This window comes from Streptomyces sp. NPDC045695, assembly GCF_056432025.1.
On sequence record NZ_JBWKJU010000001.1, the window covers coordinates 671,476 to 688,543 of the forward strand.

Consider the following 17,068-nt stretch of genomic DNA (forward strand, 5'->3'; position numbering starts at 1 on the left):
TGTCCCTTCTCTACCCTTGACGGGTGTCCCGCCACCACCGCTGCCCGGATGCCGGGAGGGTGTCGATGGGGTCGTAGTAGTGGTACGAGCCGCTGTGGGCGTCCGGAGCCGCGGCCTCCAGCGGGGTCAGGTAGCTCTTGCTCCAGTGGGAGATGCCGAGGTCCCGGTCGTAGGCATCGGTCTGGTCCACCCACCGCTTGCCGGCGAACGGCACGTCGCACACGATGCGAGGGGTGGAGAACCCGGGCAGATAGCCCATGATCTGACGCTGGAGCAGCTGCGCCCGGTGCAGCGGGACGCGCCAGTGCTCGGCGTTGGGGATCATGTCGCACATGTAGAAGTAGTAGGGCGTCACGGCCGCGTGGTCGGTGAGCGCGAAGCAGAGGTCGAGCAGCTCGTGCGCGCTGTCGTTGACCCCGCGCATCAGCACCCCCTGGTTGCGTACGTCGCGCAGCCCGGCCGCCAGCAGGGCGTGGGCCGCACCGGCCACCAGCGGGGTCACCTGCTGGGCCGCGTTGGCGTGGGTGTGCAGGGCGACCTGCACGCCCCGGGCCCTGGCGGTCGCGGCGATCCGGGCGACGCCCTCCAGCACGGGGCCCGAAGACCAGTACTGCGGCAGCCCGATCAGCGCCTTGCTGGCCAGCCGGATGTCCCGGATGGAGTCGATCTCCAGCAGTCCCGACAGGAAGCTCTCCAGCCGGGGCCAGGGCAGGTTGGCCAGGTCGCCGCCGGACACCACGACGTCGCGGATGCCGGGGGTGCGGCGCAGGTGGTCGAGGATCCGCTCGGCCCGGTCGAGCGGCTTGAGGGTCAGCCTGTTCTTGGTCACCTGGGGGGTGGAGTTGCCGACCAGGTCCATCCGGGTGCAGTGCCCGCAGTACTGCGGGCAGGTGGAGAGCAGTTCCGCCAGCACCTTCGTCGGGTAGCGGTGGGTCAGTCCCTCGACCACCCACATGTCCTGCTCGTGCAGGGAGTCCCGGCTGGCCATCGGGTGCGAGGGCCATCGGGTGTGCCGGTCGGAGAACACCGGGAGCATGTAGCGGCGCACCGGGTCGTCGTAGAAGGCCTTCGTCAGCTCGCCCGGCCGGGAGCCGGCCACCTGCGGGGCGATCGTGTTGATCATCTGGGGCGGCAGCAGGACCGACATGGTCGCCCGGTACAGCCGGTCCTGCTCCCAGTCCGCGTAGAACTCCTCGTCGAGCAGGTCCCCGACGACGGCCCGCAGGCCCTTCGCGTCCTTCACGCAGTGGGCGCGCTGCCACTGGGCGTCGGCCCACTCCGCCTCGGTGACCTCCCGCCAGCCCGGGAACCGACGCCAGTCCGGCTCGACGAGTTCGCCGCGCCGGTACTCGTACACGCCTTCCGGCGGTTTTGATTCCGCTTGGCTGCGTGCTGTGTTCACCGCGTCGCCACCCATTCCCGTCCGTTTCGGCCGTATCGCCTGACGTGGACCGATCTTGCAGAGCTGCGGAGTTGTACACGAGGGGGGACCGTTGTACGGGGCGCCGACGGGGTGCACTCCTGTACAACAGAGGGGGGTGGTGGCCCCGGGCGACGGCGAACCGGAACGTGAAGGGCCGCCTTCCGGGGCGATGGCCGGGTTCGCACGAAACCGGTCGACACGACCGTTGTATGGCTCGATTTCCCGGATGCTCACTTGATCGAAATGTCAGTGGCATGTACCAATTTCCCATGTGGCCCCTTGCGGCGGTTGTACGCCGACCACGTCAACCGACGGAGGGTTGTACCGCCGCGCCCGCGATCAGCCAACAGCCGTTGCGTGGGCTTGTGATCGCGCGCTCAACCGAGATGATCGACTTCCCAGGGGGGAACATGGCCAGGCCAGAGCGGTTACTCGATCCCACGGCCGGACCGCTGGAGGAATTCGCCCATGCCCTGCGCGCCCTCAGGCGCCAGGTCGGCAATCCCTCCTACCGGATCATGGCGAAACGCGCCCACTACTCCGTCGCCACCCTCTCCGAGGCGGCCCGTGGTTTGCACATGCCATCGCTGAAAGTCACCCTCGCCTACGTGGCCGCCTGCGACGGCGACGCCGCCGCGTGGACCCGTCACTGGCACCGCGTCAGCAAGGAACTGGAAGCCCGCGGGGCCCCGTACGAGCCGGTCGGACGCCCTCGCGCGGTACCGGAGCCATCCGCGGCGGACAGGGGCCGCGTCCCCGGCCAGGCGGAGGCCCCGCGAGCCGAGCGCGCCGGCGCCGACGAGGGCCCCCTGTCCAGACGCGAAAGGGCGGAACTGCACCGGTTGCGCCGGGAGGTGGAGCAACTGAGACACGCCAACGAGGTGCTCAAGGCGGCCTCGGCGATCTTCGCGGCGGATCTGCGCCCCGATCTGCGCCCCCCGCTCCCCGCCCACCTCCACCCCGATCTGCGCGCCGAGCCGCGGCCGGGCCGTCGGCCCGATCTCCGTCAGGACGCCGGTGCGGAGCCCCGGCCGGATCTCCGCACAACCCGGTAGGTCGTGTACAACTCCCCTGATCGACAAGATCGGTTGGCGTAACCGGACGATTCGATCGACCTTTGGGGACTGACCATGCGTGTGCTCGGAGTCAACGGCTGGCCCGGCGCCAGCCACGACGGCGCTGCCTGCCTCGTCGTGGACGGCGAAGTGATCGCCCTGGCCGAGGAGGAGCGTTTCACCCGCAACAAGCACGCCTACGGCGAGGCGCCCCTCAACGCGGTCGCGTACTGCCTCGCCGAAGGAGGTCTCACCCTGGGCGACATAGACGTCGTCGCCCACGGGTGGGACCTTCCCAAGCTCTTCGCCGACCGCGGCCTGGACTGGTTCGCCGGCGAAGCCGACGCCCTGGAACACCTGCTGCCCAAGCAGCTGTTCCCGCGTACCCGCGACCCCCGGCTGACCTTCGTCAACCACCACCTGGCCCACGCGGCCAGCGCCTACCACCTCTCCGGCCGCGAACGGGGAGCGATCCTCGTCCTGGACGGCCAGGGAGAGGACGCGAGTACCACCCTCGCCGTCGGCATCAACGGCGAAATCAAGACATTGCGGGCCCATACGCCCGGCTGGTCGCTCGGCTATTTCTACGCCGCCGTCTGCGAGTACGCCGGCCTCGGCGCCGACGCCGCCGGAAAGATGATGGGCCTGGCCTCCTACGGGCGCCCCCAGGACCTCACCTTCGGCGGCGCCTTCACCTTCGCCGACGAGGACTTCAGCATCGGCGTGGTCCCCCCGGACCTGCGCTCCACCGGCACGACCGACGAGGAGACCGCCACCATCCGGCACTGGCTGGAGCACCTGGAGCGGACCCTCCCCGAGCCCCCCAACCGCTCCGTGCGCCGCTTCGACCCGCGCACCGGCCGCTTCACCAAGGTCACCGAGCGCGACCCCTTCGAGTACCGGGACACCGCCGCCACCGCCCAGGCCGCCCTCGAACAGGCCGTCATCGCACTGGTCCGGGGCCTGCTCCGGGAAACCGGCGAGAGCACCCTGATGATCGCGGGTGGCGTCGGCTTCAACGCCACCCTCAACGGCAAGCTGATGCGCCTGCCCGAGGTCGGCGACCTGTTCGTCCAGCCGCTCGCCGGCGACCAGGGCGTCAGCCTCGGCGCGGCCGTCCTGGTCGCCGCCCAGGAGGGCGACCGGATCCGCCCGATGTCCGGCTCGGTGGCCTGGGGCCCCCAGTGGTCCCCGGACAGCATCCGCCGGGTCCTGGACGCCTCCGGCACCGCCTACACCGAGCACGAGGACATCGCCACCGCCACCGCCGCGACCCTGGCCCGCGGCGGCGTCGTCGGCTGGTTCCAGGGCCGCGCCGAAGGGGGACCGCGCGCCCTCGGACACCGCAGCATGCTCGCCGTGCCCTCGCCCGAGAGCACCCGCGACCGGGTCAACGTCCGCATCAAGGACCGCGAGGCCTGGCGGCCGTTCGCCCCCAGCATGCAGGAGGAGGCCGCCCCCGCCCTCATCGGCACCGGCACCCCGCTCCCGTACATGATCGTCACGACTCCGGTCACCGAAGCCGGCGCCGAGGCCATGCCCGCCGTCGTGCACAGCGACCGCACCACCCGTCCGCAGACCGTCTCCCGCGAGACGGACCCGCTCTACCACCACCTGATCGGCGCGGTCGGCGGGCACACCGGGACCGCCGTCGTGCTCAACACCTCCTTCAACGGCCGCGACGAACCCGTCGTGTGCAGCCCCGGCGACGCCCTCGCCACCTTCCACCGGCTGCCCATGGACGCCCTCGCCCTCGGCCCCTTCCTTGTCAGCCGCCCCGCGGGCGCACTGGGTGAGGGAGGCCACGCGTGAGCGCCCCGGCCCGGCCGAAACCGCACTCCGCCGACGCGGGCGCCGATGCCTCAGTCGCCCCGGTCGCTCCGGACGGCGTACGCGCCCACCTCACCGACTGGATCGCCGAAGCCGTCCTCGAACCGGCCCCGGACCTCACCGCACCGCTGCGCGACCTCGGCGTCGACTCGCTCGACCTCATCCGCGTCGCCCGCCGCATCGAAGCCTCGTACGGCGTGCGCGTCCAGCTCCGCGAACTGTTCGTCGAGGACATGACCGTGGAGCACCTCGCCCGCCTGGTCACCGAACGGGCCGGCCGGCGCCACACGGGCGCCGCCCCCCTCGCGAAACCCGGCGCGGCACACGGCCCGGTGCTCCTGACACCCACCCAGGAGCAGGGCTGGGAGGAACAGACGGGCGGCCGCGCCCACTGGAACCAGTCGCTGCTCTTCACCACCCGCCCCGACCTCGATCCCGCGCTGCTCGCCGAAGCCGTACGGCGACTGGTCGCCGGCCACGCCTCGCTGCGTCTGGCCGTCGAGGCCCGGCCCGCCAAGCGCCCCCGGCAGACGGTCGCCGCCCTCACCCCGGACACCCCGATCGACGCCGTCCTCGACACCGTCGACGTCCGTGAACTCGACGACGCGGACCTCTCCGAGGCCGTCACCCTGCGCTGCGCGCTCGAACAGCGCTCCCTCGACCCGGAGGCCGGCCGCGTCACCCGCTTCGTGTGGTTCGACGCCGGCCCGGCCCGCCCTGGCCGGCTCCTGATCGCCGTCCACCAGCTGGCCTTCGACATGGTCTCCTGGTCCATCCTGATCGACGACCTGGAGCGGGTCTACGCCGCACTCGCAGCCGGTGAGGGCGGTGACGACGGCGACGGTGACGCCGTCCGCTGCGGCGAGGGGACCGGCTACCCGGAGTGGGCGCAGGCCCTCGCCGCGTACGCCCGTACTCCCGAGGCCGAGGCGGAGAGCGAGTGGTGGACGGAGGTGGCCCGCACCCCCGGCCAGATCCCGCTCGACCGGGTCCCCGCGCACGGCCACGGCGACGGCCCGGACGAGGGCCACGGCGGTGACCCCCGGGCGGTGAACACCGCCGCGACGGCCGAGACCCATGTCGCGGAATTCGGCACCGAGTTCACCGCGCGGCTCTTCGACGCGGCCCGCACGCACCGCTGCCACCCCGGCGACCTGCTGCTGCACGCCCTCGGCGAGGTGCTCGGCGCCTGGCAGGGCCAGGACGCGGTCCGGGTGGACGTCCTGCGGCACGGCCGCGAGGAGATCGTCGGCGACAGCGACCTGACCCGCACCACCGGCTGGTTCACCACCAGCGTCCCCGTCCGCCTCGACCTCACCCCGGGCACCCCCGCCGAACGCCTCGCCCGCACCGTCGGCCACCTCGCCGCCCTGCCCGGCGGGGGAGTGGGCCACGGGGCTCTGAGCCGGCACGGCCGGCCCCGGATCTCCGCTGCCCTGCGCGGCGCCCCGCCCAGCGACGTGTCGTTCGACTTCGAGGGCGACGACGCCGACGGACTCCCGCTCGGCACCCTGCTGCTCGACATCGCCGACGAGCCGGTCGGTGAGATCACCGGGCCCGACTGGGTGCGCCCCCACCTCATCGAGGTGATCGCCACCACCGACGCCGGGGCGCTGCGGGTCGAATGGTGGTACTCCACCACCCTGCACGATCCGGCCACCATCGGCCGGCTCGCCGCCGACCACCGCGCCGCGCTCACGGCGCTCGTCCGGCCCGCGGGCTGACGCCCGCCGGCCGACCCCCGTACAGAGCCCACCTACAGAACCCACGTACAGAATTCGAGAAGGCCCCCTCATGTCGCTCCTGCCCAGCGTGGTCGACCCCTTCTTCGCCATCGCCCGAGCGGACCCCGACCGGCCCGCGATCACCGACAACGGATACACCGTCGGCTACGGGCAACTCGCCCGCTGGGCCGGGGCGGTGGCCGACCTGGCCGCCACCCGCGCCCCCGGCCCCCAGCCACCCGTCGCCATCGCCACCCACCACAGCGCCCGGGACGTCGCCGCCATCCTCGGCGTGCTCGCGGCCGGCCGCGCATACGTGCCGGTGACCGAAGCGCCCGGCACGCACATGGACGACGCCCTGCGGGCACTGGGCTGCCGGGAGGCCGTCACCACCACCGACACCGGCCGGCTCCCCGCCGTCGACCGGCTGCTGCGGCCCAACTGGGGCGCCTCCCGCGCCCCGATCCGCGAGGCCGGCGAGCCCGTACGGGCCGACGATCCGGCGTACGTCCTGTTCACCTCCGGCTCCACCGGCGCACCCAAGGCCGCCGCCGTCCCGCACGGTGCGCTGCACGCGGTGATCCCGGAACTGCGCACCCGCTACGGGGTCGGCCCGGACACCGTCGCGCTGAACTTCCACCGCGCCGACGGCGACACCAGCCTGGAGGAGATCCTGCCCACGCTCTGCGCGGGCGGCCTCCTGGTCATCGACGAGGACAGCGAGACCATGCTCGGACCGCTGCTCACGGACGCCGAGATCACCCTGGTCAACCTGCCCGTCGACTACTGGCACACCTTCACCGGTCACCTGCTGGAACACGGCCTGCGCCTGCCCGACTCCCTCGACACCGTCGTCATCGGCGGCGAGGCGGTCCGCCCCGACATGCTCGAACGCTGGCACCGGCTCGGCGCCGACCGGGTCCGGCTGCTCAACACGTACGGCTCCACCGAGACCGCGCTCGTCACCCACAGCGTGCTGCTCGCCGGCCCCGGGGCCGCGGGACCCTTCGCGGACGGCGTCCCCATCGGGCACCCCCTGCCCACCGTGCGGCAGGCCGTCGTCCCCCGCGACGAGGAACCCGAGGGACCGGGGGAGCTGTTCCTCGCCGGCCCGCAGCTGGCCACCGGCTACGTCGACGACCCGGAACGCACCGCCGCCCGGTTCGTCGAAGCCGACTTCGGCGACGGCCCCGCCCGCTGGTACCGCACCGGCGACCTGGTGCGCGAGGGCGCCGGCGGCATGCTCGTCTTCCAGGGCCGCGCCGACCACCAGGTCAAGATCCGCGGCCACCGGGTGGACCTGCCGGACGTCGAACACCAGATCGGCCGCCTGCCCGGCGTCTCGGCCGTCGCCGCGGCCGAGCACACCAAGGGCGACCACAACGCACTCGTCGCCTTCGTGGTGTTCGCCCCGGACGCCGCCCCCGACGTACGGGCGCTGCGCGAGGAACTCAGGGCGTCCGTCCCCGCGTTCCTGGTGCCCGACCGCATCGTCGCGGTGCCCGCGCTCGCGCACACCCGCACCGGCAAGGTCGACCGCGCCGCGACCCGCGACCTCTTCCTCTGATCCGGCGCCGGGCCCCTCCCCGCCCGTGCCTTCGGCGCGGGAGCGCCCCCCACCCCCCCCCGCCCGCACCAGACCCCGTTCGCTGATCCGGCCCGACCGGCCGGACAGGACCAGGAGCCCCCGTGGCCAACAGACTGTTCGACGCCTCGGTGTCCCCCGAGGCCGTACCGGAAGCCGATAGCCGGGGCCCCTGGGCCTACCTGTGGTGGCTCGTGCGCATCCGGCCCGGGCCGCTGCTCCTCAGCGCCCTCCTCGGCGTGGCCTGGATGGTCCCGCTGGCCCTGCTGCCCCTGGTCATCGGCCGGGCCATCGACGTCGCCGGCCGGGCCGACGACCCGGCCGGCCTCTACGTGTGGGCCCTGGTCGCGCTCGGCCTCGGCATCCTCCAGGCGGTGGCCGGCGCCGGCCTGATCCAGGCCGCCGTCGGCGCCGAGATGCACGCCGTCTCGCACACCCACCGGGTACTGATGCGCCAGGTCACCCGGCTCGGAGCCACCCTGCGCGACAAGGCCCGCTCCGGGGACGTGGCCGCCTCCGCCGCCGCCGACGTGGAGAGCATCGGGCACGCCTTCGAGGTGGTAGGCCGGTCCGTGGGCGCCGTGGTCGCCGCCGTCCTCGTCGCCGTCGCGCTCACCGTCACCTCACCGGTCCTCGGCCTCGCCGTCCTCATCGGCGTACCCGCCGCCGTCCTCGGCATCGGACCCCTGCTGCGCCCGCTCCAGGAACGCGACGAGGAGCAGCGCGAACAGATGGGCATCGCCACCTCCCAGGCCGGCGACATCGTGGCCGGCCTGCGCATCCTGCGCGGCATCGGCGGCGAGGCCCGCTTCGCCGAACGCTTCCGCGCCACCAGCCAGCAGGTGCGCCGGGCGGGGGAGTCGGCGGGCCGGATGGAGGCGTGGCTCCAGGCCGCCGGGGTGTTCCTGCCCGGCCTGGTCACCGTCGGCATCGCCTGGCTCGGCGCCCGCCTGGCCCTGAACGGCACCATCACCCCCGGCGAGTTCGTCGCCTTCTACGGGGCCTCCGCCTTCCTCACCCTGCCCGTCAGCACCGCCACCGAGGCCGCCGAGACCCTCAGCCTCGCCAAGGTCGCGGCCGGCCGTGTCTGCACCCTGCTGCGCATCACCCCGCAGCCCGAGCAGCCCGCCTCCCCCCGGCCGCTCCCCGACGGCCCGCTCTCCCTCACCGACCAGGACAGCGGCGTCACCGCCGAGGCGGGCCTGCTCACCGTCATCGCCGCCCCCGCCGACCTGGCCGGGGAGCTCGCCGACCGCCTGACCCGCCACGGCGAGGAGCCGCGGCCCGCCTCCGTCCTCCTCGGCGGGGTCCCCCTCGACCGCGTCGACCTCGGCGAACTGCGCGCCCGCGTGCTGCGTTCCGGACCCGCCGACACCCTCTTCAGCGGGGCCGTGCGCGAGGAGCTGACCGCGGGCCTGGCCCGCTCGCGGGGCGCCCTGGACGACGCCCTGTTCGCCGCCGACGCCGCCGACGTCGTCGAGGCGCTGCCCGGCGGCCTGGACGAGTTACTCGGCGAGGGCGGCCGGGCCCTGTCCGGGGGCCAGCGCCAGCGCCTGGTGCTGGCCCGCGCGCTGCTCGCCGCCCCCGACGTCCTGGTCCTGGAGGACCCGACGGCCTCGGTCGACGCGCAGACCGAGGCCCGCGTGGTCCAGCGGGTGGCCGCGCTGCGGTCCGGGCGCACCACCGTGGTGTTCAGCGACAGCCCGCTGTGGCTGGGCGCCGCCGACCGCGTCCACCGGCTCGTCCCGGACGGCCGTCCCGCATCCAAGGAAGGAGCGCGCTCATGACGAGCACCGCGACCGCACCGGCCTCCACCCCAGCCCCCGCCGGCGCCACGGGCGCCGCGCCCGGCCGGCTGCCGCTGGCCGACCGGGGCGACGTACGCGCCTGGGTGCGCGCGTTCCTGCGCGGCAACGCGGGCGGGATCACCCTCACCCTGGTGCTCTTCGCCGCCGCTCTGGTGGCGAGCCTGACCGGGCCCCGCCTCCTCGGCCACCTCGTGGAGTCGGTCAAGGCGGGCACCACCACCGCCCGCGTCGACGTCCTCGCCCTGGCCTTCGTGGCCATCCTCGTCGTCCACGCGCTGCTGGCCCGCGCCGCCAAGGTGCAGGCCACGCTGCTCGGCGAACGCGTCCTCGCCCGTACCCGTGAGGGGTTCGTCCGCCGGGTCCTCGGGCTGCCGCTCGCCGAGGTGGAGGCCGTCTCCGCCGGCGACCTGCTCAGCCGCGCCACCACCGACGCCGACCGCCTGAGCGAGTCCATCCGGCAGGCCGTCCCGCGCATCGCGCTGGCCGCCGTCACGCTGGTCTTCACCTTCGCCGCCATCCTGCTCACCTCCCCGCTGCTGGCCCTCGGGCTGCTCGCAGGGGTGCCCTTCGCGGTCCTGTCGACCTGGTGGTACCGGCCCCGGGCGACCGCCGCGTACGAGCGGCTGCTCGCCCAGGAGGCCGACGTCCTCGCCGTCACCCACGAGACCAGCCGGGGCGCCGCCACCGTGGAGTCCCTCGGCCTCGGGCCCCGTCAGATCCGCCGGCACGGCGCCGCCGTCGACGCCGTGGTCCGCACCCGGCAGCGCACCACCTGGCTGCAGACCGTCTGGTTCCCCAGCCTCGACCTCGCCACCATGGTCCCGATGGCGCTCACCCTGCTGATCGGTGGACTCGCCTACCAGCGCGGCGCCGTCGGCCTCGGAGCGCTCACGGCCGTGGTGCTCTACGTCCAGGCCCTCGGCGAGCCCCTCAACGACCTGCTCACCTGGACCGACGAACTCCAGATCGGCAACGCGGCCCTGCGCCGCATCCTCGGCGTCGAACGGCTCCCGCGCGAGGAGCCCAAGCCCGTCGCCCCCACCCACGGCCACGCCATCCGCCTCGACGGCGTCGGATTCGGTTACGGGCCGGGGCGCGAGGTGCTCAGCGGCGTCGACCTCGAACTCGCCCCGGGCGAACGCCTCGCCGTGGTGGGCGCCTCCGGGGCCGGCAAGTCCACCCTGGGCAAGCTGCTCGCCGGCGTGCACCACCCCACCCGCGGCACCGTACGCATCGGCGGCGCCGACCTCACCGACCTGCCGGTCGGCCAACTGCGCCGCGAGGTGGTCCTGGTGACACAGGAGCAGCACGTCTTCAGCGGCACCCTGCGGGACAACCTCATGCTCGCCGACGAGGAGGACCGCCCGGACGAGGAGCTGTGGGCGGCGCTGCGGACCGTACTGCTCGGGGACTGGGCGCGGTCGCTGCCCGACGGCCTGGACAGCGAGATCGGCGCGGGCGCGGCCCCGGTGTCCCCGTCCGCCGCCCAGCAACTGGCCCTCGCCCGCCTGCTGCTGTCCGACCCGCACGCCCTCGTGCTGGACGAGGCCACCGCGCTGCTCGACTCCTCCGCCTCCCGGCAGGTCGAACGCTCGCTGGCCGCCCTGATCGAGGGGCGCACGGTGGTGTCCATCGTGCACCGCCTGGACTCGGTGCAGGAGGCCGACCGGATCGCGGTGATGGACCGCGGCCGGATCGTGGAGCTCGGAAGCCACCGCGAACTCCTGGCGAACGACGGAGCCTACGCCGCCCTGTGGCGGTCGTGGAGCTCGGTCCGCTGAGGCGCGCGCCGGTGCGCGTCCCCCGAAATCCGAGCCTGTCGGTGCCCGGCACACGTCGTCCGGAGTGGAAGGCTGGACGCGAACGGCACGGGCGCCGCCGAGGTGCCTGCCGGGAGAGGGCTGAAATTTCCGTGAGTCGCCAGATCGGCCTGTCAGAAGGTTGCCTCGACGCCCTTCAGCACCTGAAGGAGACACGGGAGGTCAATACCGTGATCCTTCGCCTGGAGGACGCCCCGAACGTGCTGGAGAAGGAGGTGGAGGGCAATCTGACGCACGAGGAACTGATCCAGGCCCTGCCCGGGAACCAGGCGCGCCTGGTCGTCCACGAGCTGTCCTTCGCGGCGCCGGACGGCGCCCGCAGGCACGAGCAGCTGCTGATCCTCTGGGTGCCGGCGGCCGCCGAGGAGCAGGAAGAGGCCTACACGGCCGGCTACACCGCCCTGAAGGAGCACCTCGTGGAGGTGCGCGTCCACCTCACGGCCCGACAGGCGGACCAGCTGGCCTACCGACGGCTCGTGGCCCTCGCCGGCTGACACGGCGGGACGCTTCCCTCGAACGGCCCTGTGTGGCACGGGCGAAGCGGGGAACACGACAGCAGCCGTGACGCCCACCGGGAGGCCTGTCGATGTCCTGCGCAACCGCTCCGATCGTTGTCCGCCTCGACTCGGCGCGGGGCCGTGTGCCGCTCCTCGCCCGTTTCTCGTACGACGACGGGGACCCGTACGTGGTGCGGGCGACGTTCTACGACGGCCCCACCGTCCTGGCCCGCTGGCACTTCGACCGGCAGATGCTCACCGAGGGACTCCACCACCCGGTGGGCGAGGGAGACGTCACCTTCGCCCCCCACCGGGCGGACGGCGCCGACGAGGTCCGCATCGCCCTGCGGGGGCTCGGAGCAGCAGGGCAGGAAGGCGCCGTCCTGTTCGTGGAGACCCGCGCGCTCACCCGCTTCCTGGAGCAGACGTACGCCGTCACCGCCGCGGGGGAGGAGTTCCTCGACCTCGACAGGCTCCTCGAGGAGTTCCTGGCCCGCTGACGGGCGCGGCCCTCCTCGTCCTCGGCACGTGACGCTGGGCCGTACGCGGGCTCCTGCTCCGCCGGAGGTTTCGCGGGGCGTGATCGCGGCAAGGCGCCACCTATGGTGCGAATCGGATACACGATGATGACCGAGCAGGCCGGACCGCGGGAACTGGTGTCCCACGTCGTGGGCGCGGAGAGGGCGGGATTCGACTTCTCCGTCATCTCCGACCACTTCTTCCCCTGGCTGGACTCGCAGGGCCACGCCCCCTACGCGTGGAGCGTCCTGGGCGCCGCCGCGCAGGCCACCTCCCGGATCCCGCTCATGACGTACGTGACCTGTCCGACCTTCCGCTACCACCCGGCGGTCGTCGCGCAGAAGGCGGCGACGATGCAGATCCTGTCCGGGGGCCGGTTCCGTCTGGGCCTGGGCTCGGGGGAGAACCTCAACGAACACGTCGTCGGAGCCGGCTGGCCGGCCGCCCCCGTACGCCTGGAGATGCTGGAGGAGGCCGTCGGCATCATCCGGCGCATGTTCGACGGGGAGAGCGTCAGCCACCACGGCGTCCACTTCGACGTCGAGAACGCCCTGCTCTGGGACCTCCCCGACCAGCCGCCCCCGATCGGCATCGCCGTCTCCGGGCCCCGCTCCTGCGAGCTCGCCGGCCGCTACGGCGATCTCGTGATCGCGACCGAGCCGAAGCGCGACCTCCTGCGGGAGTTCGACGCGCACGGCGGCTCGGGCAAGCCGCGCATCGGCCAGCTCCCCGTCTGCTACGACACCGACCGCGACGCCGCGGTCGCCCGAGCCCACGACCAGTTCCGCTGGGCGCTCGGCGGCTGGAAGGTGAACGCCGAGCTCCCCGGCCCCGGCGGATTCGAGCAGGCCGCGCAGCACGTACGGCCCGAGGACGTCGCCGAGGCCATCCCGTGCGGCGACGACGTGGACGCCTTCGTCGACGCCGTGCGCCCGTACGCGGAGGCGGGATTCACCGAGGTCGCCCTCGTCCAGGTCGGCGGCGAACGGCAGCAGCCCTTCCTGGAATGGGCCGAGGCCAAACTGCTGCCCGCCCTACGGGAGCTGTGAGGCCGCCGCCATGGACCGCGCCGCTCTCTTCGACGTCGACGGCACCCTCACGGACACCAACCACCTCCACGTCGTCTCCTGGTGGGAGGCGCTGCGCCAGGCCGGGCACGAGGTCCCCATGCACGCCATCCACCGGGCGATCGGCCTGCCCGGCGAAGACCTCCTCGACCACGTGCTGGGGGACGACCGGGACCGTACCGGCGACGACCGGCTCAGCACCGGCCACGACACCCTCTACGCCACCTACTTCGAGCGGATCCCCGCGCTGCACGCGGCCGCCGACCTCCTGCGCACCCTGTCGCGGGCGCAATGGAAGGTCCTGCTCGTCACCTCCGCCAAGGACCGGGAACTGAGCGCCCTGCGCCGGGCCCTGGACGCCGACGACGCCCTCACCGACACGGCGAGCTCCGAGGACGTCGAGCAGGGCAAGCCCGCGCCCGACCCGGTGCTCCACGCCCTCGGCATGGCTCAAGTGCCGCCCGAGCGCGCGGTGTTCGTGGGCGACAGCGTCTGGGACATGAAGGCCGCGGCCCGGGCCGGTGTCACCGGTGTCGGCCTGCTGTGCGGCGGAATCCCGCGCCGGGACCTGGAGGAGGCGGGGGCCGCGGCCGTCTACGCCGATCCGGCCGATCTCCTGGCCCGCCTCGGTGACAGCCCGTTCTCACGGCTCACCGCACCGGGCTGATCCCACCAGCCCGGGGCGGCAGCCGTACCCGCCCGCCGCAGCGCGGCCGCGCTGCGGCGGGGGAGCCCTGAAGCAGCGCGGGCGCGGGGTTAGGATCGGAGCATGCCGTGAAGGGAGCGGTGCGGAAGGGGATGATGTGCATGTGCCGCTGGCTCGCGTATTCGGGCTCGCCCATGCTCCTCGACGCCGTGCTCTACCGCCCGGAGCACTCGCTGATCAACCAGAGTCTCCATGCTCGTATGGGGGTCGAGACCACCAACGGGGACGGCTTCGGCATCGGCTGGTACAGCGCGGACGGCGACGGCACGCCGGCGGTCTTCCGCGACATCGGACCGGCCTGGAACAACCGCAACCTGCGCGAGCTCGCCGCGCACGTCCGCTCCCCCCTGTTCTTCGCCCACGTGCGTGCCTCGACGGGCTCGGCCGTCCAGCAGACCAACTGCCACCCGTTCCGCCACGGCCGCTGGCTGTGGATGCACAACGGGGCCATCGCCGACTTCCCCCGGTTGCAGCGTGACCTCTGCATGGCCGTGGACCCGGCGCTCTTCCCGGCCATCGAAGGGTCGACCGACTCCGAGGTGATGTTCTACCTGGCCGTCACCCTCGGCCTCGACCAGGACGTCCCGGGCGCCGTGGCCCGCATGGCGGGCCTGGTGGAGCACCTCGGCAAGGAACACGGCGTGCCGGATCCGCTCCAGATGACCGTGGCGGTCAGCGACGGTGAGCGGGTCTGGGCCTTCCGCTACTCCAGCCAGGGCAAGGCCCGGTCGCTCTTCTACAGCAGCCGCGCCGAGACCGTCCGCCACCTCCACCCGGAGGTGGACTACCTCCGCCAGATCTCCGACGACTCCCGCATCGTGGTCTCGGAGCCCTTGGGGGACCTGCCCGGCGTGTGGAACGAGCTTCCCGAGGCGAGCTACGCCGTGATCCCCTCCGGCCCGGACACGGACTACCTCCCCTTCATCCCGGAACTTCCCTGAGCGCAGGACCCTGCCAGGCCCTCCCTCCCCACCCCGCGTGAGCCTCCTTTTGAGGGGGTATGTGCCCTTGGGTGAGCCGAACGCGTGATCGATCACCCGGCCGACGGCGCGCCCGTCCGGGCCACCGGCCTCGATCGACGGAGGCACCTTGCGATGACACTGACCGCCCCCACCCCGGCCGCCGCCGATCGTGAAGGAGCGACCGGCACGTCCACCGCGCCGCGAGAGCGACACCCCGGCGAGGCCCCGACGCTGACCATGGGCGTCGAAGAGGAGTTCCTGCTGGTCGACCGCAGCAGCCGCGCCCCTGTGGGCCGCGGACCACGCGTCATCGAAGCCGCCTCGCGCACGCTCGGCCCCCTGGTGCAGCCAGAATTCTTCACCGCCCAGGTGGAGGTGTGCACCAGCCCCACCACGAGCCCCGCCGCGCTCCGGGCCGAGCTGGCCTGGCTGCGGGCCGAGGTGGTCCGGGCGGCGGCCGCCGAGGACTGCCTGGTGCTGGCGACCGGTACGGCCGTCACGGCGCCGGAGCGTCCCCTGACCATCACCCGCGACGAGCGCTACCACCGGATGGCTTCGCGCTTCGCGCCGGTCCTCGGCAACCGCGACTGGACGGTGTGCGGCTGCCACGTCCACATCGGGGTGGACGGCCGGGCGCAGGCCCTCGACCTCGCCAACCGGATGCGCCCGTGGCTGCCCGCGCTCCAGGCGCTCGCCGCCAATTCACCCTTCGACCGCGGCCGGGACACCGGCTACGCCAGCTGGCGCGCGGTGGCGCACGCCCAGTGGCCCACCGTGGGGCCCGCCCCGGTCCTCGACGAGGCGGCGTACGAGAGGGTCGCCGACGCGCTCGTACACAGCGGCACGGTCATGGACCGGCGGATGATCTACTGGTACGCCCGCCCCTCCGAGCACGTCCCGACTCTGGAGATCCGGGTCGCCGACGTGAACGCCCGCATCGACACCGTCGTCCTCCTGGCGGTCCTCGTACGGGGGCTCGCCGCCACCGTGCGCACGGAGGCGGCCGAGGGCGTCCCGGCCCCCGCGCCGGAGCGCTCCCGGCTGCGCGCGGCCCACCGCTGCGCTGCCGCGTACGGCCTGGACGGCTACGGCCTCGACCCGGTCAGCGGTTGCCTCGTACCGGCCTGGGACCTGCTCGCCCGGCTGCGCGACCGGGCGGCCCCGGGCCTCGCAGGCGCCGGCGACCTGGCCCTCGTGGACGCCCTCCTCGACCGCGTACGGGCCGAAGGCAACGGTGCGGCCCAGCAGCGGGCCGCACACCGACGGCACGGACGGCTCAGCGAGGTGGTGGACAGTCTGGCGGAAGCCGTGGCCGCAGCCTGACGGGGCCCGTTTGCCGCCGCGGGGGCCGGGCAGGCGCCCGAACACGCCCGGAACGCTGAGAGCCGAAGCGAGGGAACTCCGTGACCGTGACTCCCATGACCGTGACCCCCCTGACCGTAACTCCCCAGGCCACCACCGCACCGGAGCCCGAAGGCCCCGGGCCCACTCCGGAAAGGCCGGATCCGGTACCCCGCGATCCGGTGTCCCCGAGTCCCGGCCCCAAGCCCCATGACCCCCGTCCGGCCCCCCGCCGGCCCGCACCCGGCGAGCCGCCCCCGGTGCCGGAACCGCCCGACTGAACGGGCGAACCCGGTGCGCATCGCGGCCCGGCACGAGTTGCGGTGTGGCTGCCACGGAAACAGGGTGGACAGCACCGACTCCAGGAAGGAACCCGTCATGAGCAAGGCGAAGGGCAAGGCCAAGCAGGTCAAGGGCAAGATCAAGGAGAGCGCTGGCGGCGCCATGGACGACCAGCGCATGCAGGCGGAGGGCCGCGGCGAGCAGGTGACCGGCAAGGCCGAGGAGATGACGTCGAAGGCATCGGGCAAGGTCAAGAAGACCACCGGCACGTCGTGACCCCCGCCGCGACCTGACCGAAGCCAGTGCCCCGCCGGGCGGAAGCCCGGGCGGGGCACTCGTCATGGGGGCGGACGGCCCTAGGCCGTCTCTTTCGGATCTTGTCGGGCCCGTGTCGTCCGGCACCGCACCTCGCCGCGTTGTCGGGGCGCCCGAGTACGTCCAGTACTCGG

Annotated in this window: 14 protein-coding genes; 13 read left to right on the top strand and 1 reads right to left on the bottom strand. The window is 73.5% G+C overall.

The annotated features are described in order from the left end of the window. Positions 1 to 10: 10 nt before the first annotated feature. Complete coding sequence (locus tag AC07DU_RS03055) at positions 11 to 1,402, bottom strand: KamA family radical SAM protein (RefSeq protein ID WP_479109328.1); 1,392 nt, start codon at positions 1,400 to 1,402, stop codon at positions 11 to 13. A gap of 431 nt (positions 1,403 to 1,833) precedes the next feature. On the opposite strand from AC07DU_RS03055, the gene AC07DU_RS03060 reads away from it, so the two are divergent. The 13 genes from AC07DU_RS03060 to AC07DU_RS03120 all read left to right on the top strand — a co-directional run bounded on the left by AC07DU_RS03060 (position 1,834) and on the right by AC07DU_RS03120 (position 16,895). Further along, positions 1,834 to 2,478: an XRE family transcriptional regulator gene (locus AC07DU_RS03060; RefSeq protein ID WP_360890098.1), complete on the top strand. Its 645-nt coding sequence runs from the start codon at positions 1,834 to 1,836 to the stop codon at positions 2,476 to 2,478. Between the two features lie 75 nt (positions 2,479 to 2,553). Next, positions 2,554 to 4,290: a carbamoyltransferase family protein gene (locus tag AC07DU_RS03065; protein WP_479109330.1), complete on the top strand. Its 1,737-nt coding sequence runs from the start codon at positions 2,554 to 2,556 to the stop codon at positions 4,288 to 4,290. After that, positions 4,287 to 6,032, top strand: coding sequence for a condensation domain-containing protein (locus AC07DU_RS03070; RefSeq protein WP_479109332.1), 1,746 nt, complete (start codon positions 4,287 to 4,289; stop codon positions 6,030 to 6,032). Before AC07DU_RS03065 ends, AC07DU_RS03070 begins: the two co-directional genes overlap by 4 nt. 70 nt (positions 6,033 to 6,102) lie before the next feature. Further along, a complete protein-coding gene (locus AC07DU_RS03075) occupies positions 6,103 to 7,599 on the top strand; it encodes an AMP-binding protein (RefSeq protein ID WP_479109334.1) in 1,497 nt (498 codons plus the stop codon). A 122-nt stretch (positions 7,600 to 7,721) separates the two neighbouring features. Beyond that, a complete protein-coding gene (locus tag AC07DU_RS03080) occupies positions 7,722 to 9,404 on the top strand; it encodes an ABC transporter transmembrane domain-containing protein (RefSeq protein WP_479030080.1) in 1,683 nt (560 codons plus the stop codon). Further along, on the top strand, positions 9,401 to 11,206 hold the full coding sequence (locus tag AC07DU_RS03085) for an ABC transporter ATP-binding protein (protein ID WP_360890113.1): 1,806 nt from the start codon (positions 9,401 to 9,403) through the stop codon (positions 11,204 to 11,206). The genes AC07DU_RS03080 and AC07DU_RS03085 overlap by 4 nt, the downstream gene beginning before the upstream one ends. 131 nt (positions 11,207 to 11,337) lie before the next feature. Beyond that, positions 11,338 to 11,739, top strand: coding sequence for a hypothetical protein (locus AC07DU_RS03090; protein WP_360890116.1), 402 nt, complete (start codon positions 11,338 to 11,340; stop codon positions 11,737 to 11,739). 92 nt (positions 11,740 to 11,831) lie between these two features. Next, positions 11,832 to 12,242 carry an SsgA family sporulation/cell division regulator gene (locus tag AC07DU_RS03095; protein ID WP_360890119.1) on the top strand — a complete coding sequence of 137 codons (411 nt, stop codon included), beginning with the start codon at positions 11,832 to 11,834 and terminating at the stop codon, positions 12,240 to 12,242. A gap of 102 nt (positions 12,243 to 12,344) precedes the next feature. Then, positions 12,345 to 13,310 carry an LLM class F420-dependent oxidoreductase gene (locus AC07DU_RS03100; protein ID WP_479109336.1) on the top strand — a complete coding sequence of 322 codons (966 nt, stop codon included), beginning with the start codon at positions 12,345 to 12,347 and terminating at the stop codon, positions 13,308 to 13,310. 10 nt (positions 13,311 to 13,320) lie between these two features. Continuing rightward, positions 13,321 to 13,995: an HAD family hydrolase gene (locus AC07DU_RS03105; RefSeq protein ID WP_479109338.1), complete on the top strand. Its 675-nt coding sequence runs from the start codon at positions 13,321 to 13,323 to the stop codon at positions 13,993 to 13,995. Positions 13,996 to 14,135: 140 nt separating this feature from the next. Continuing rightward, positions 14,136 to 14,975, top strand: coding sequence for a class II glutamine amidotransferase (locus AC07DU_RS03110; RefSeq protein ID WP_360890127.1), 840 nt, complete (start codon positions 14,136 to 14,138; stop codon positions 14,973 to 14,975). A 153-nt stretch (positions 14,976 to 15,128) separates the two neighbouring features. Then, on the top strand, positions 15,129 to 16,319 hold the full coding sequence (locus AC07DU_RS03115) for a carboxylate-amine ligase (RefSeq protein WP_479109340.1): 1,191 nt from the start codon (positions 15,129 to 15,131) through the stop codon (positions 16,317 to 16,319). A 396-nt stretch (positions 16,320 to 16,715) separates the two neighbouring features. Beyond that, positions 16,716 to 16,895 (top strand): CsbD family protein, encoded by a 180-nt coding sequence (locus tag AC07DU_RS03120; protein ID WP_360890133.1) that lies wholly within the window; start codon positions 16,716 to 16,718, stop codon positions 16,893 to 16,895. Positions 16,896 to 17,068: the final 173 nt, after the last annotated feature.

Excerpts from the sequence above, each read along its gene's own strand:
- AC07DU_RS03065 (WP_479109330.1), top strand. The coding sequence starts at position 2,554 with ATGCGTGTGCTCGGAGTCAACGGCTGGCCCGGCGCCAGCCACGACGGC.
- AC07DU_RS03115 (WP_479109340.1), top strand. The coding sequence starts at position 15,129 with ATGACACTGACCGCCCCCACCCCGGCCGCCGCCGATCGTGAAGGAGCG.
- AC07DU_RS03060 (WP_360890098.1), top strand. The coding sequence starts at position 1,834 with ATGGCCAGGCCAGAGCGGTTACTCGATCCCACGGCCGGACCGCTGGAG.
- AC07DU_RS03085 (WP_360890113.1), top strand. The coding sequence starts at position 9,401 with ATGACGAGCACCGCGACCGCACCGGCCTCCACCCCAGCCCCCGCCGGC.
- AC07DU_RS03095 (WP_360890119.1), top strand. The coding sequence starts at position 11,832 with ATGTCCTGCGCAACCGCTCCGATCGTTGTCCGCCTCGACTCGGCGCGG.
- AC07DU_RS03110 (WP_360890127.1), top strand. The coding sequence starts at position 14,136 with ATGTGCCGCTGGCTCGCGTATTCGGGCTCGCCCATGCTCCTCGACGCC.
- AC07DU_RS03105 (WP_479109338.1), top strand. The coding sequence starts at position 13,321 with ATGGACCGCGCCGCTCTCTTCGACGTCGACGGCACCCTCACGGACACC.
- AC07DU_RS03120 (WP_360890133.1), top strand. The coding sequence starts at position 16,716 with ATGAGCAAGGCGAAGGGCAAGGCCAAGCAGGTCAAGGGCAAGATCAAG.
- AC07DU_RS03075 (WP_479109334.1), top strand. The coding sequence starts at position 6,103 with ATGTCGCTCCTGCCCAGCGTGGTCGACCCCTTCTTCGCCATCGCCCGA.
- AC07DU_RS03100 (WP_479109336.1), top strand. The coding sequence starts at position 12,345 with ATGGTGCGAATCGGATACACGATGATGACCGAGCAGGCCGGACCGCGG.